This window comes from uncultured Arthrobacter sp. (assembly GCF_964021775.1).
GTDB lineage: Bacteria > Actinomycetota > Actinomycetes > Actinomycetales > Micrococcaceae > Arthrobacter.
This window is the reverse complement of record NZ_CAXHZI010000003.1, coordinates 174,849-189,249: the sequence shown is the minus strand read 5'-3', so window position 1 is coordinate 189,249 and position 14,401 is coordinate 174,849. Positions and strand designations below refer to the sequence as shown.

The 14,401-nt window shown below is 71.0% G+C and carries 12 protein-coding genes; 4 read left to right on the top strand and 8 right to left on the bottom strand.

Going from position 1 to position 14,401, the window contains the following annotated elements; all coding sequences use genetic code 11:
* Positions 1-21 precede the first annotated feature (21 nt).
* The 4 genes from ABIN76_RS04465 to ABIN76_RS04450 are packed head-to-tail and all read right to left on the bottom strand — an operon-like array spanning position 22 to position 6,170.
* Positions 22-1,083: an ABC transporter ATP-binding protein gene (locus ABIN76_RS04465; RefSeq protein ID WP_346958514.1), complete on the bottom strand. Its 1,062-nt coding sequence runs from the start codon at positions 1,081-1,083 to the stop codon at positions 22-24.
* The gene (locus ABIN76_RS04460) at positions 1,080-2,207 is read right to left on the bottom strand and encodes a hypothetical protein (RefSeq protein WP_346958513.1); all 1,128 of its coding nucleotides are present in this window, start codon (positions 2,205-2,207) and stop codon (positions 1,080-1,082) included. Before ABIN76_RS04460 ends, ABIN76_RS04465 begins: the two co-directional genes overlap by 4 nt.
* A 57-nt stretch (positions 2,208-2,264) precedes the next feature.
* Complete coding sequence (locus tag ABIN76_RS04455) at positions 2,265-5,087, bottom strand: PEP/pyruvate-binding domain-containing protein (protein WP_346958512.1); 2,823 nt, start codon at positions 5,085-5,087, stop codon at positions 2,265-2,267.
* Positions 5,088-5,132: 45 nt separating this feature from the next.
* The gene (locus ABIN76_RS04450) at positions 5,133-6,170 is read right to left on the bottom strand and encodes a universal stress protein (protein WP_346958511.1); all 1,038 of its coding nucleotides are present in this window, start codon (positions 6,168-6,170) and stop codon (positions 5,133-5,135) included.
* 380 nt (positions 6,171-6,550) lie between these two features.
* Here ABIN76_RS04450 and ABIN76_RS04445 point away from each other — a divergent pair, with 380 nt between their 5' ends.
* Positions 6,551-7,204, top strand: a complete 654-nt coding sequence (locus tag ABIN76_RS04445) for an FAD-binding protein (protein ID WP_346958652.1) — start codon at positions 6,551-6,553, stop codon at positions 7,202-7,204.
* On the opposite strand, the gene ABIN76_RS04440 is transcribed toward ABIN76_RS04445, so the two are convergent.
* A complete protein-coding gene (locus tag ABIN76_RS04440) occupies positions 7,201-7,860 on the bottom strand; it encodes a copper resistance CopC family protein (protein WP_346958510.1) in 660 nt (219 codons plus the stop codon). The two genes, ABIN76_RS04445 and ABIN76_RS04440, sit on opposite strands and share 4 nt — an antisense overlap.
* A 112-nt stretch (positions 7,861-7,972) precedes the next feature.
* Between ABIN76_RS04440 and ABIN76_RS04435 the strand changes: the two genes are divergently transcribed.
* Both ABIN76_RS04435 and hutG read left to right on the top strand, forming a co-directional pair.
* Positions 7,973-9,415 (top strand): NCS2 family permease, encoded by a 1,443-nt coding sequence (locus ABIN76_RS04435; RefSeq protein ID WP_346958509.1) that lies wholly within the window; start codon positions 7,973-7,975, stop codon positions 9,413-9,415.
* Positions 9,416-9,584: 169 nt separating this feature from the next.
* Positions 9,585-10,556, top strand: a complete 972-nt coding sequence (gene hutG / locus ABIN76_RS04430) for a formimidoylglutamase (protein ID WP_346958508.1) — start codon at positions 9,585-9,587, stop codon at positions 10,554-10,556.
* Between the two features lie 44 nt (positions 10,557-10,600).
* Here the strand turns inward: hutG and ABIN76_RS04425 are convergent, their stop codons facing one another.
* Positions 10,601-11,905 (bottom strand): cation:proton antiporter, encoded by a 1,305-nt coding sequence (locus ABIN76_RS04425; protein ID WP_346958507.1) that lies wholly within the window; start codon positions 11,903-11,905, stop codon positions 10,601-10,603.
* A 190-nt stretch (positions 11,906-12,095) separates the two neighbouring features.
* On the opposite strand from ABIN76_RS04425, the gene ABIN76_RS04420 reads away from it, so the two are divergent.
* Positions 12,096-12,332, top strand: a complete 237-nt coding sequence (locus ABIN76_RS04420) for a hypothetical protein (RefSeq protein ID WP_346958506.1) — start codon at positions 12,096-12,098, stop codon at positions 12,330-12,332.
* A gap of 86 nt (positions 12,333-12,418) precedes the next feature.
* Here the strand turns inward: ABIN76_RS04420 and ABIN76_RS04415 are convergent, their stop codons facing one another.
* Positions 12,419-12,655, bottom strand: a complete 237-nt coding sequence (locus ABIN76_RS04415; RefSeq protein ID WP_346958505.1) for a hypothetical protein — start codon at positions 12,653-12,655, stop codon at positions 12,419-12,421.
* 151 nt (positions 12,656-12,806) lie between these two features.
* A complete protein-coding gene (gene hutH / locus ABIN76_RS04410) occupies positions 12,807-14,399 on the bottom strand; it encodes a histidine ammonia-lyase (protein WP_346958504.1) in 1,593 nt (530 codons plus the stop codon).
* Positions 14,400-14,401 lie beyond the last annotated feature (2 nt).

Sequence of the window (14,401 nt, the reverse complement as noted above, 5' to 3'; positions counted from 1 at the left end):
CCTGGACCTGGGGCGGGCGGATCATTGCGCAACGTCGAAGCCCTCCCCGGTCAATTCGACGAAGCGGTCCTCGAGGCTGCCCTGTTCGACGGCGAAGCCGCGGACCCTGACGCCGGCCGCCACGAGCTCCGCCACCAGCTTCTCCGGCGAGGGGGCGCCGGCGGCGGAACCGGCGGGCAGCGGCGCGTACAGCACCTCGCCGGCAGCCGCCTGGTCGGCAACCGCCTGGTCGGCGGCCGCGGTTCCCGCACCGGGCCCCGGACCGCGAAGAGTGCCGCCGCCCCCGGACGGCGGCCTCCCGCCGTCGACGCTCAGTCCCAGGCCGGCCATCACCCGGGCGGCAGCGCCGGGGTCCGGGGTCAGCAGCCGGACCCTGGAATGGCCGGCCTGCCGCAGTTCCGGCAGGGGGCCCTGGGCCACCAGGCGGCCGGCGCTCATGATGGCGGCGTGCGTACAGATCTGTTCCACTTCGGCCAGCAGGTGGCTGGAGACGAACACGGTGGCGCCGTCCGCGGCGAGGGACCGGACGAGGTGCCGCACCTCGCGGGTACCTTGCGGGTCCAGGCCGTTGGTCGGCTCATCCAGCACCAGGAGCTCCCGGGGTGCCAGCAGCGCGTTGGCGATACCCAGCCGTTGCTTCATGCCCAGCGAATAGGCCCGGACCTTTTTGTCCGCGGCGTGCGCCAGGCCCACCCGTTCCAGCGCTGTGTGCACCCGGGCGCGCCGGGTCCCGGCGGGCGCTTCCGGATCCGCGGCGTCGAAGCGCAGCAGGTTCGCGGCGCCGGAGAGGAAGGGGTAAAACGCCGGCCCTTCCACCAGGGCGCCCACCCGGGGCAGCACCGCGCGCAGCTGCCGCGGCATCTCCTCGCCCAGGACACGGACCGAGCCGCTCGACGCCGCCGCGAGGCCCAGCATGATCCGGATCGTGGTGGTCTTGCCCGAGCCGTTGGGGCCCAGGAAACCAAAGACCGAGCCTTTGGGTACCGCCAGGTCGACGCCGTCGACCGCCAGCTGCCGGCCGAAGCGCTTGCTCAGGCCCCGGGTCTCGATGCTCAGTTCGGCGGACGGCGCGACGGCGGTCACCGGGCGGCAGCTGCGGCCTGGAGCCGCTCGAGCGGGACCGACCCGGCGAGGATGCGGCCGTCGTCCAGGATCAGCACGTTCAGCAGGGCGCTGGAGAGGAGCCTGCCACCGGCCACGGGGACCGCGGCCTGGGCCAGCAGCGACGCCGCACTTCCGGGTTTGCCCTGTTGCTGCGGGGTGCCGTTGCCCAGCGCTGCCTGGGGCACGGTGCCGGCGGGCAGTTCGACGATGGACTCCCAGCCGGTCCCGCTGATTTTGGCTTTGTCCCGCGCAGCCGCGGCGGGGGCCTTCGTGGCCGGACCGGGCCGTTCCTTGGCGCCGGCTGCCTTGTGGTCCGGAACCGGGAGCTCCTTGACGGTGGCGCCGGGCGGCGGGCTGAACTGGAAGATGGCGGCGTCCGGGGCCTCCAGCGAAAGCTTGGTGAAGGCGACGCTGAACGCCGGTTCGGCCTGGCCGCGCGCCCTCAGCTCGACGCCGAGCGGCATGCCGCTTTGGCCGTCGACCGAAACGGCCACCGAGGCCAGCAGCGTGGTTGAGGACCGGGGCGTGAGCACCAGGCGGTAGGCGGCGCGCCCGGCGACCTCCACGTCCGCGCCGACGCTCACATCGCTGCTGCGGTCCAGCGTGGCGAGGAGCTTCGCGGCCAGCACGTCCGGGGTGGGCACGGACTCCTGGCCGGACGGGTGGCGGTCTCCGGACCGGGCCGGGAGCACCGCGTGCGCGGCGGTGTTGTCCTTGGAGTTGTAGAACCAGAGCTCGTTGCCGTGCCGGATGACGTCGCGCTCGGCGAGCCGGTCCATCACCTGGACGCGGGCGTTCTGCGCCCCGTCGCGGTAAACCCTGGCCGTATGCGGTCCGGTCAGGAGTTCCAGCCAGGCGGTGTCGGCCGAGGCCGTTCCCGGACCGGTCTGCGGAAGTTCCGGCAGGCCCAGCTCGGAGGTCTGTTCCAAGGTCCCGGAGAAGGATGTCTGGCGGTGCTGGGCTACCAGCTCCAGCACTTGCTGGGGGGATTTGGCCGGCAGCGGATCCTGCGCGCTGGCCGGCAGGGATCCCGTCAGCACGCCGGCGGCGATCACGGCAGGGACGGTTGCGGCCGGCAGCCAGCGCAACCAGGTACGGGTCATTATGACCGCGCTCCAATATGGCTCATCATTCAAGGTTACGCCCGGAAGCGGCAAGGATCACCGGGCGCCGGCAGATTCTTCCGCACCGCCGTCCGGAGCCTGCAGCGGGACCTCCGGCAGCACGGTGCCGGCGCCGCCGTCAACCGTAATGTCCTGCCCGGTGGCGATCAGCGAGGTGGCCTCCGGAACCCCGACGACGGCGGGAATCCCGTATTCCCGGGCCACGACGGCGCCGTGCGAGTTGGGTCCGCCCATTTCCATCACCAGTCCGCCGGCGGTCAGGAACAGCGGCGTCCAGCCCGGGTCCGTCGAGGGCGCAACGAGGACCTCGCCGGGCTCCAGCAGCGCCCCTTGTGGCTCCAGGATGACCCGGGCCCTGGCGGTGACGGTGCCGGCCGAGGCCGGGCTGCCGGTCAGGAGCCCCGGGTTTCCCGCTGCTGTCCGGCCGGCACCGCCCGGCCGTGCCTCCGGTTCCGTCCCGTCCGAGAGCAGCACCCGCGGGATGTGCCGGCGGCCAAGTTCCCGGACGTAGGCTTCCCGGCGCTGCGCCACCAGGTCCTGCAGCGGCGCCCCGGCGAGGGCCTGCCGGACGTCGACCAGGTCCAGGAAAAAGACATCGTCCGGATCCGTGATGCGGGCGGCCGCCGCCAGCTCCGTCCCGATGGCCTGAAGTTGGACCCGCACCGCGGCCAGGGCCTCCACAATGTGGTACTTCGGCAGTTCCCGCAGCCCGGCGAACATCCTGGTGCGTTTCAGCGCCGCCCGCACCAGCGCGCCGCGCAGCCTGCCGCGCTCCCCCGCGGCGGCGGCGAGCCGCTTCGCCTGGGCCTCGGCGTCGCGGGCGGCCCTGCTGAACTGCCGGTCCGGGGCCTGGCCTGGGTCCTCCAGGCGCAGGTAGTTGGCCAGGACTCCGAAGATATAGGCAGGGTCATCGGACCAGCGCGGCATCCCGACGTCGATTTCCGCCACGGCCCGGTGGCCGTAGCGGCCCAGGAAAGCGGTGAGCCCTGACTGCACGCCGGAGGGCAGCGTTCCCGCCCGGTAGCGGCGGACCAGGTCCGGGACCGCCGCACCGTCGCGGGAGCCGTCGTCGGTGACCGCCGCGCCGTCGAACACCGCTGCGGACTCGGCGTCGGCCCGGATGGCTGCGGCGAGCTGCCAGAGCGCCAGGTCCATTTCGGTGGTGACGTTGCGGGGCAGTCCCCGCAGCACCTGCTGCAGCGCCCCCGGTCCGGGCCCCGCCCCCAGCAGCCTGCCGGCGGCCGCCAGCAGGGCGAAGCCCAGGGCCGGCAGGGGCAGGATGTTGGGCACCACCGGGAAAAGCTCCTGGCCAAGGATCCGCTCCACGTGGTCCAGCCGCTGCTCCGCGGTGGCACCGGCCGGGACTACCAGGGCGGCCCGGAACCGTTTACCGAATTGCTCCGCCCGGCGCAGCGCTGCCTCCGGCCGGAACAGTGCCCGGAGCAGCGTGCCGGGGACCCGGGCCCGCACCGCCACCGGGCCGATGTGCCGCAGCACCCGCCACGGGGACCGGCTGGTAACCGAAAAGCGGGGGTCCTGGAACAGCTGCCGCAACACGGCCGCGGAGCGGGCCTCCATCACGTCGAACACCCGGGGAACGATCGCCCGTCCGACGGCGCTGCGCACCACCGGGGTCAGGTCAAAGAAGAGCCGCTGCCCGGCCTGGACGTACGGCGCCGGCCCGTCATGCGGGGCGGGGACCTGGAACTGCGCCGCACGGGCCACGGACGAGGCGATAAGCCGGAAGGCCGCCAGCCCCATTGGGGTCAGCGGGCGGGTCAGGCCCTGGGCCAGGCTGAAACACAGGTAGACGCGGGTCCCGTCCCGGACCGTCGCACGCTCGGGCAAGGGGTAGAGCGTGGTGATGGCCCGGGACTGCGTCAACCATGCCGCGCCGCCGCCGTCGATCGCCCATTCGAGGTCCTGCGGCGCGCCGAAGTGCACTTCCGCGCGGCGGCCCAGCAGCTCCAGCGCCAGCAGCCGGGCGTCGTCGACGCAGGGCGCCGTGCCGGCGTCGGGCTGGACGATCCGTTCGGTTCCGCCGCCCGGCAGCGGCCGGATGACCAGTTTTTTGCTGCCGATCCGGCGCTCCAGAATCCGCCGGGTGGCGCTGTCGACGACGAAGTGGTCCGGGTTGACCGCCCCGGACACCACCGCCTCGCCGAGGCCCGGGCTGGCGTCGATGACCGCTTCGTGCCGCCGGCCGGTGACCGGATTCGCGGTGAACAGGACTCCGGCCACGGCTGCGTCCACCATCCGCTGGACCACCACCGCAAGCGCCACCGACCCGGGGCCGATCGCGTGGGCGGCGCGGTAGCTCACGGCGCGGTCCGTCCAGAGCGAGGCCCAGCACTGCCGGACCGCGGCCAGGACCGCGTCGACGCCCACGACGTTGAGGAAGCTGTCCTGCTGGCCGGCGAAGCTGGCAAAGGGCAGGTCCTCGGCGGTGGCGGAGGAGCGCACCGCCACCGGGACGTCCGGGCCCAGCGCCGCGTAGGCGTCCTGCACGGCCGCGTTAATCTCCGCTGGAACTTCTGCGGCCAGGACCAGCCGGCGGGCGGCGGCGGCCAGTCCGGCGAGCCTGGCGAGGTCCCGGGGGGCGGCCGCGGCCAGCTCTGCGTGGACGGCGTCGAGCGCGGCAGTGGACGTGGCCTGCCGGTAGGCCCGGGTGGTCAGGCAGACACCCGGCGGAACCGGCAGCCCTGCGCGCAGCAGTTCGCCGAGGTTGGCCGCCTTGCCGCCCACGGCGGGCAGCAGCTCCGCGCCGGCCTGCTCCAGGGCGACCACCAGCCCCGGCGTCGGTTCCGGCGGTTGCGGTGGGCGCCGCCGCGGCGCTCCTGGATCGGGTAGCTGCCCCATCTGCCGGCCCCCTTCAACGACGAAGCATGCGGTCCCGGCGGTGGGCTAGGAGTCGCCGAGCATCGGGCCGAAGCTGGCCCGGTCGGCCAGCCGCGGGTCCTCACGGTCCGGGACCACCATCACCGGGCCCTTGGCGTGGTGCAGGATCCCGTCGGACGTGGATCCCAGCAGCATCCCGGTGAAGCCGCCGCGGCCGCGGGTGCCCACCACTACGAGTTCCACGTGCCGGCTGGCCTCGACGAGGATGTCGATCGGGGAGCCGTCCACAAGCTGGGTTTCAACCTCGAGCCGCGGGAAGTGGCTCTTGAGCCACGCCACGCCGGCGTCGAGCTGGACGCGGATATCCGCGAAGAGGGCTTCGCGGTCCATCGGGGCCGGGACCCAGGCGAGGGAGCCGCTGTATTGCGGGACCGCGCAGACCAGGCGCAGCGGCGCGGAGAGCCGTTCGGCCTGGGCCGCCGCCTCCAGGACCGCCACCCGGGCCTGCTCGGAGCCGTCCACGCCCACCACCACGACGTTTTCGACCGGCTGGTGGCCGGATTTTTCCCGTTCGGCCCGGACGTGTTTGTCCTGCGTGGTTTCGCCCAGTCGGTCGCCGCAGATGAGCGGCACCGTGACCGTGGGGCACTTGGCGTGCGCGGGAAGCGCGCTGCTGACCGATCCGAGGAGCCGGCCTACGAAGCCGCCCCGGCCGCGGGTGCCGAAAACCAGCAGTTCGGCGGTTTCGGTCATGTCCAGCAGGACCCCGGAGGCGTCCCCGTTCTCCACCGACGCATCGACGTCGATGTTGTAGCCGGCCACCTTGTCCATTGCCTGCTTCAGGATGGCTTCGGCGCCCTCCCGGATGACTGAATCGTCGACCGTGGCGTAGCCGCCATCCAGCCCGGAGGCGGCGAAGACGGGCACCGAGTAGGCGGTCACGATGTGCAGCGGGCTGCCCCGTCGCGCCGCTTCGCGGGCGGCCCAGACCAGGGCACAGTGGCTGTGCTCCGAGCCGTCCACGCCGACGACGATCCCCCGAGGAGCGGACCGCTCGCCGGCGTCGTCCCCCGCCGGATCCGGGTACACCTGTTCTCGGGCCATGGGGTCCGCCTCCTCGCGTTACGTGGCTGTGTTGCGGCTATTCTGCCAGAAGTGTCAGGGTGCGGCGTCCACTGGCGGCGCAGGCAGGATTTACCAGGTGTTTACATACTTTGTGCCCGGGCCCGAAACCCGCGCAGCGGCGGCGGCCGGGCCTGCCGGAGCCTGGTTAAAACGCCGTAAAGCCGCGGAAATAGCAAAGCCGGACAGGCCCTGTTCACAGCCCGCAATCTTGGGTATCCTCTGAGGCATTGCTGAACCGAGACTCGTCTTTCAGATCGCCGGCTCCCTTGCGGGGCGCGTCAGGACGGATCGCCGGACCAGCGTTCCGGGCATCGGCCCGGAATCCGCACCATTCGAGGAGGGACCCCGCAGTGTCGAGCATGCCTGTGTACGGCGGTATCGAACGGACCAGCACTGTGGTCATCGGCACGGGCCTGTCCGGACTGGCGGTCGCCAGCGAACTGCAGCGCCGGGGTGTCGGAGCCATCGTGGTTGACGGACTGGACCTGCTCGGTGCCGGAAACCCGGCCAATACCTCCTCGCTGCAGCGCTGCGACGCGGCGGACGCTGCCACCCTCAGGGAGCGCAACGAAATCCTGCGCCACCTGCGGAACTACGCCGCCAGCCACAGCCTCGACATCCGCAACAACGTGCGGGCTCTGCAGCTGGACCACCTGGAGGCGGACGGCCGGGCGGTCGAGGGCCTTGACTTCCAAGAAGCCGGACACCCGGCGCAGCAGTGGGCCGTCAGCACGCCCAATGGCATCCTGTACGCCGACCATCTGGTGCTGACCCGCTGCGCGCACAGCCAACTGCGCCGCATGCTCGCCGACTTGGGGGTGGCCGCAGGCCAGAACCTGATGGCGGCCATGCACGCGCTCGGCATGTACCTCGTCGGCGTCGGCGAGCTGATCACTCCCACGCCGAAGGAAGTCCTGCGCCAGGCCAAGCTGGTGGGCCAGGCGATTTCCGCCAAGGTCCACCCGGAGGGTATGCCGTCGCTGCTGTCCGCGGGCCTGGCGTTGCCGGCCTAGGAGCCGGCTTCGCCGTCGGTTCCGGCGCTCTCGTCCCCATCGGTTCCGGCGCCGTCTTTAAGCCGCCGCTTCGCCATCAGGCCCAGTGCAACCAGGATGCCCACGGCCACCGCCACGAAGAGCACGATGCTCCACGGGAAGGGCTGCGAGGCGTCCGGCGCCGGGGACGAGGGCGCGACCGTGGTTCCCGGCTGGGCGGTGCCCAGCGTCGGTACCGATCCCGACGCCGGGGCCGTGCCGACCGCCGTCGAACCTGCGCCCGCCGCCGCCGCGGCGGTGAAGGTGAAGGTGCCCTCGATCGGGTGACCGTCCGCGCTGGCCACCCGCCACTGCACGGTGAAGGACCCTGCCGGTGCGCCCGTCTTGAGCTTCTGCGACGCCACGTTGTCCACGATCTCAACCGCGCCGTCGGCCCAGTTGGTCCCTGCGGCGTCGCTGACCTTGATCTGCGTGCCGATCGCCAGCGGTTTGTTGGTGAGCGTGAGTGACACCGAGGCCGGCGGGGTGGGCAGCGTCGCGCCGGCGGCCGGGCTGGTGGACTCCACGGCGTCGTGGGCCAACGCCGGAGCGGCACCCAGGAGCGCGATGCCCAGCAGGACCGCCACGGCGGTGATCAGGCCCAGCAAGGCGCCCGGAAGTTCTCGGATTGAACGCATGGAAGAACTGCTCCTTGTGTTGGCTTCCTTACAGACTAGGCGAATTTGGCAGGTGGGCGCCGTCACGCCTAATAGGATTTAGCTAACACCCCCTTTCCCTCCCGGAGGACCAATGCTTAAGCAGGGCTCTGCACTCGACCGGTATTTCAAGATTTCCGAGCGGGGGTCGAACTTCTCGCGCGAGATCCGTGGCGGGTTCGCCACGTTCTTTGCCATGAGCTACATCGTGGTGCTGAATCCGCTGATCCTTTCCGGCCCGGATTCGTCCGGCGGGACGCTCGGCTTCCCGGCTGTCGCCGCCGTGACCGCCTTCGCGGCGGGCATCCTGACGATCCTGATGGGGGCCTGGGCCAAGCACCCCTTCGCGCTGGCTACCGGCCTGGGCGTCAACGCGTTCGTGGCCGTCACCGTCGCCACCAACCCGGGCCTGACCTGGCCGGACATGATGGGCCTGGTGGTCCTCTCCGGCGTCACCATGCTGATCCTGGTGCTGACCGGTTTCCGGACCGCCGTGTTCAAGGCCGTCCCGGAAGGGCTCAAGACCGCGATCGTGGTCGGCATCGGCCTCTTTATCGCCCTGATCGGCCTGGTCAACGCCGGCTTCGTCCGCCGCATCCCTGACGTCGCCGGCACCACCGTGCCCGTCGGCCTCGGCTTCGACGGCAAGCTGCTGGGCTGGCCCACGCTGGTGTTTGTGGTCGGCCTGATCCTGACCATCGCCCTGGTGGTCCGCAAGGTCAAGGGCGCGATCCTGATCGGCATCATCACCTCCACCATCCTGTCCGTGATCCTGGAATTCACCCTGCACATCGGGCCCAGCTTTGACGGCAAGAACTTCAACCCGCAGGGCTGGTCCCTGGTGGCGCCCAAGTTCACCGAATGGGCCGCCCCGGACCTGTCCCTGATCGGCAAGGCCAACCCGTTCGGCGCGTTCGAGCACCTCGGCTTCGTCGCCGCGACCCTGCTGGCGTTCGTGATCCTGCTGAGCATCTTCTTCGACGCGATGGGCACCATGGTGGGCCTGGCCACCGAGGCCGGCACCATCGACAAGGACGGCAACATCCCCAACGTGGACCGCGTGCTGCAGATTGACGCCCTGGGCGCGATCGTGGGCGGCGGCGCGTCCGTCTCCTCCAACCAGATCTACGTTGAATCCGGCGCCGGCATCGGCGAAGGCGCCCGCACCGGCCTGGCCTCGATCGTCACCGGCCTGTTGTTCCTGGTCGCCATGTTCTTCACCCCGCTGATCAACCTGGTCCCGTTCGAAGCCGTGGCCCCGGCGCTCGTCGTCGTCGGTTTCATGATGGTCTCCCAGGTCGGCAAGATCGACTGGCAGGACTGGGGCATCGCGATCCCCGCGTTCCTGACCTTCACGCTGATGCCGTTCACCTACTCGATCGCCAACGGCCTCGGCGCCGGCTTCATCTCCTTTGTGCTGATCCGCCTGGTCCAGGGCCGCGCCCGCGAAGTGCACCCGCTGATGTGGGTTGTGGCCGCCGCGTTCCTGCTGTTCTTCGGGATCGGCCCGATCGAGGCCGCGCTCGGCCTGCACTAAGGATCCCGGCCCTCCCCCTCCGCCGAGATGGCATTTGGCGGCAGTGTTTTTGGAAAACATGGCCGCCAAATGTCATCTCGGCGGCGTTTAAGCCGGGGTTTCCGGGATTTCGGACACCCCGACGGCGGCGCTGCTGGTTTTCCGCCCCGGGCTGCGGTGAGCTAGGGACATGCCTTCCGCCAACCCCGCCGTTGATGTCCCGCCGCAGCCCTGGACCGGAAGGTTCGACGGCGACGGCGCCGACCACCGCCGCTGGTGGCAGGCGGTAACGCCCCACACTGGGCACCCGGCTGCGCACCCGCAGCCGGCCCGCTCCCCCGCCGCCCGGCCCGCCGTCATCCTCGGCTTCGGCAGCGACGCCGGCGTGCGGCGCAACAAGGGCCGGGTCGGGGCGGCTGCCGCACCCGCCGCCATCCGCGCCGCGCTCGGCCCGCTCGCCTTCCACCTGGACCGGGAAATCCACGACGCCGGCGATGTCACCGTGGCCGGGGACACGCTCGAGGCCGGGCAGGCGCGGGCCGGACTGGCCATCACCGGGCTGCTCGACGCCGGCGCCCTGCCCGTGGTCCTGGGCGGCGGCCATGAAACCGCGTTCGCCAGCTACCTGGGCGTCGCCGGGTCCGCCGCGGTCCGCGAAGGCCTGAGCCTGGGGGTGCTGAACCTGGATGCCCACTTCGACCTCCGCGACGAGCCCGTGCCCAGTTCCGGCACCCCGTTCCTGCAGATGGCCCGGGCGGAAGCCGCCGCGGGCCGCGAACTGAAGTACGCCGTCGTCGGGATCTCCGAACCGAACAACACCCGTGCGCTGTTCCGGACCGCGGCGGATCTGGGCGTGGACTACCTGCTGGACGAGGACTGCTCCGCGGACGCCGCGCAGGCGTTCGTGGCCGCGTTCCTGGCCCAGGTGGACGCGCTGTACCTGACGATCGACCTGGACGTGCTGCCGGCGTCGGTGGCACCCGGGGTGAGCGCCCCTGCCGCCTACGGCGTCCCGCTGCCGGTGATCGCAGCGGTCTGCCGGCAGGTGGCCGCGAGCGGGAAACTGCTGCACCTTGATGTCGCGGAGCTGAACCCGGAGTTCGACGTCGACGGCCGCACCGCCAAGGTCGCCGCGCGGCTGATCAATACGCTGCTGCGGTAGCCGGCCGGCGGGGTTAGGGCGGGGCGGAGTTGAAGCCGGGCCGCTCAGATGGCGGTGTGCGGGGCCTGGCCCTCGTCGCCGTGCTCTTCCACCGCGCGGCGCTCGCGCAGCCGATCCAGCCGGTTCATCACCGGCGCCGTCGTTGCGCCGTGCAGCACGATCGACATGGCCACGACCAGCCCCACAAAGGCCCAGAGTTCCTGCGCCTGTGCGCCGAAGTTTCCGTGGCCCAGGGCGTAAGCGAGGTAGTAGAGCGAGCCGATGCCGCGGATGCCGAAGAAGGAGATGGCGATCCGTTCCCGCGGGCCGGTCTTGCCCCGCGCCAGCCCGAGCCAGCCCGCCAGCGGACGCACCAGCAGCAGGAAGGCCAGCGCCACCAGCACCTCGGTCCAGCCGATCCCGGCGAGGAGGCCGCGGGCGATCGCGCCGCCCAGCAGGACCAGGATGACCACGGTCAGGAGCCGCTCCAACTGCTCCACGTAGGAGTGCATCACCCGGTGGAAACCGTGGGTGCGTTCCGCGGCCCGGATGGTGACGGCGCAGACGAACACCGCGACGAAGCCGTAGCCCTCGATCAGCTCGGTCACCCCGTAGGCCAGGAACGTCGCCGCCAGTGCCACGAACCCCTCGGAGTGGTTGGAGAGCCGGATGCTCTCGTGCCGGGCCGTGAAGAAGAGCCGGCCCAGCAGCTTGCCCGTCCCGACGCCCAGCAGGACGCCGATGCCGATCCGCCAGAGCACGTCCACCGCGAGAAAGTTACCGAGCCAGCCGGACGGCGAGGCCCCGACAAAGCTGATGGCAATGGCGAGGTAGACGAACGGGAACGCCAGGCCGTCGTTCAGGCCGGCTTCGGAGGTCAGCCCGAAGCGGATCTCGTCCTCGCGTTCGGTTTCCTCTTCCTCGTCGGCGGGCTCCCCCACCTGCACCTCGGAGGCCAGGACCGGGTCGGTCGGTGCCAGCGCGGCCGCTACGAGGAGGGCGGCGCCCAGGCCGAGGCCCAGGAACCACAGCCCCAGCAGGGTCAGGCCGATGATGCACAGCGGCATGGCCAGTCCCAGCATCCGCCAGGTCGTGGACCACCGCCGGAGCCCCAGCGGCCGGTCCAGCGCCAGCCCGGCTCCCATCAGCGAGATGATGACGCAGACTTCGGTCAGGTGGGTGACGAACTCCCCGTGCTGCAGCGGATCAGGGTCCGGCAGCGCCGGCATCAGCGTGAACGCCAGCATGCCGGCGCCCAGGAAGACCATCGGCATCGAGAGCGGCGCGTTGCGCAGCAGCTTGGGCAGCACCGCCGCGATGAAGACGGCGATTCCGGCCGCGACGAAGACAATACTGGAACCCTCAAACATCTGCACGCCCTCCTGCCGCGACCGGGGAGCAGGCCCGGAATGGGTCGGGGCGCCGTTCCCAAAAGAACGGCGCCCCTCGCCTAAAAGATATACCGCCACCTGCACACTATCGGCTCCGGGCCGGGACGCCACGCCGGACAGACTAGAATGGAGGGCGGCCAACCGGCCGGATTCTAGGAAAGACCAGTTAATGAACACACACACCATGCGGACCCAGGCCTCTGACGCAACGTCCATCAAGCTCTCGTTCGCCAGTGCCCACGAGGTCCACTACGGCCTCGAAAACGCCGTCAACACCCTGATCGCCTCGGCCGTCCAGGACCGCCGCTGCGGGATCCGGGTTACCCGCCACGAGCCGGGCGCCTACACCGTGGCACTGGATGACACCGTGCCGTTCGGCGAGACCCACGAGGACGTCGCCGCCTAGCCTGCGCGGGCCGGGACAGGCCAAGGGCCGGTGAGGGATGCACCCCTCACCGGCCCTTTTTCCTTGCCCCTGGCGGGGCGGGGCGCCTAGCTCCGCCGCACCTGGACGCCGTCGGACTTCAGGAACAGCTGCGTCTCCGACGGCGCTGCCGGCACCAGCCAGAGCACGTTGCCGCTGGAGGAAACCTCTTCGACTTCGCCGGCTGCCAGAAGCTGCGCGTGCTTCAGGATTTCCACCCGGTCCCCCGTCTTGAGGCTCCTCCAGTCGGAAACCGTGGCGGCGAATGCCGTGCGCCTGGACATAACCGTCCCGCGTGCTTTCATGAACTTCTACCCCTTTGTAGGTTCTTGCCACAACATCGTTGGTGTGGGCTTGATCATATTTTTACTACAATTCCTCCGGGCCCGCCCGCCGTGTTGCCGAACATTTCGGAGGCCCTCAGGAAATCCCGCGTATCGCGTATTTTGTTTGCCGTCAGGCCAGATTTCCGACGGCGGATTCGGCGGCGGCGCGCACCTTGCCCGACGCCACCAGCCGGTCCGCGGCTTCCAGTTCTGGCGAGAGGAACCGGTCGGCGCCCGGGCCGTCGACGACGTCGCGCAACACCGCGATGACCGCGGCGCCGGCCGGTCCCGGCGTCAGTTCACCGCCGGAGAGCTGCGTGCGGATGTCCAGGGCGCGGGCGGAAGTCACCAGCTCGATCGCCAGGACGCGGCGCAGGTTCTCCACCGCGCGGCGCAGCTTGCGGGCCGCGTGCCAGCCCATCGACACGTGGTCCTCCTGCATGGCCGAGCTGGGGATCGAGTCCACCGACGCCGGCACGGCCAGCCGCTTGTTGTCCGAGACCAGCCCGGCCTGGGTGTACTGCGCGATCATCAGGCCGGAGTCGACGCCGGGGTCCGCGGCGAGGAAGGCGGGAAGCCCGTGCGAGCGGGCCGGGTCCAGCATCCGGTCGGTGCGACGCTCGGCAATGGAACTCAGATCCGCGACGGCGATGGCCAGGAAGTCCAGCACGTAGGCCACCGGGGCGCCGTGGAAGTTGCCGTTGGAGCTGACCCGGCCGTCTGGCAGGACCACCGGGTTGTCGATCGCGGCCGCCAGTTCGCGGGAGGCCACCAGCGCCGCGTGGTCCACGGTGTCGCGGACGGCGCCGGCCACCTGGGGGGCGCAGCGCAGCGAGTAGGCGTCCTGGACCTTGGTGTCGTTGATCCGGTGCGAGGCCACGATCGGGGAGTTGGACAGCACCCGGAGCATGTTGTCCGCGGAGGCGGCCTGGCCCGGGTGTGGCCGGAGCGCGGCGTGCAGTTCGGGGAGGAACACCTGGTCGGTGCCGAGCAGCGCCTCGACGCTGAGCGCGGCGGTGATGTCCGCCGTCGTGAGCAGCTGGCGGAGGTCCGCGATGGCCATCAGCAGCATCCCCAGCATGCCCTCGGTGCCGTTGACCAGGGCCAGGCCTTCCTTTTCTGCCAGGGTGACGGGTTCAATGCCGTGCGCGGCGAGGAGCTCCGCGACCGGACGGCCGTCCTTGGCGCCGTACAGCTCGCCGTCGGGACCCAACGCTTCGCCCTCGCCCATCAGGACCAGGGCGCAGTGGGACAGCGGCGCGAGGTCGCCCGAGCAGCCCAGCGAGCCGAATTCGCGTACCACCGGGGTGATGCCGGCGTTGAGGACATCCACCATGGTCTGCAGCACCACGGGGCGGACGCCGGTGCGGCCGGAGGCGAGAGTCTTGGCGCGCAGGAACATGATGCCGCGGACCACCTCGCGTTCCACGGCCGGGCCCATGCCGGCGGCGTGGCTGCGGATCAGCGACTTCTGCAGCTGGGTGCGCAGCTGGTTGGGGATGTGCCGGTTGGCCAGCGCCCCGAAGCCGGTGGAGATTCCGTAGGCCGGGGTCTCGCTGTGCGCGAGGTCGTCGATGTGGGCGCGCACCGTGGCGACGGCGTCGAGGGCGTCCTGGGCGATGGTCACCTTGGCGTCGTGGCGGGCGACGGCGACGACGTCCTCCGGGGTGACGCCGCTGGCGCCGAGGGTGACGGTGAGCGGAGCTTGCGTTGTCAGGGTCATGA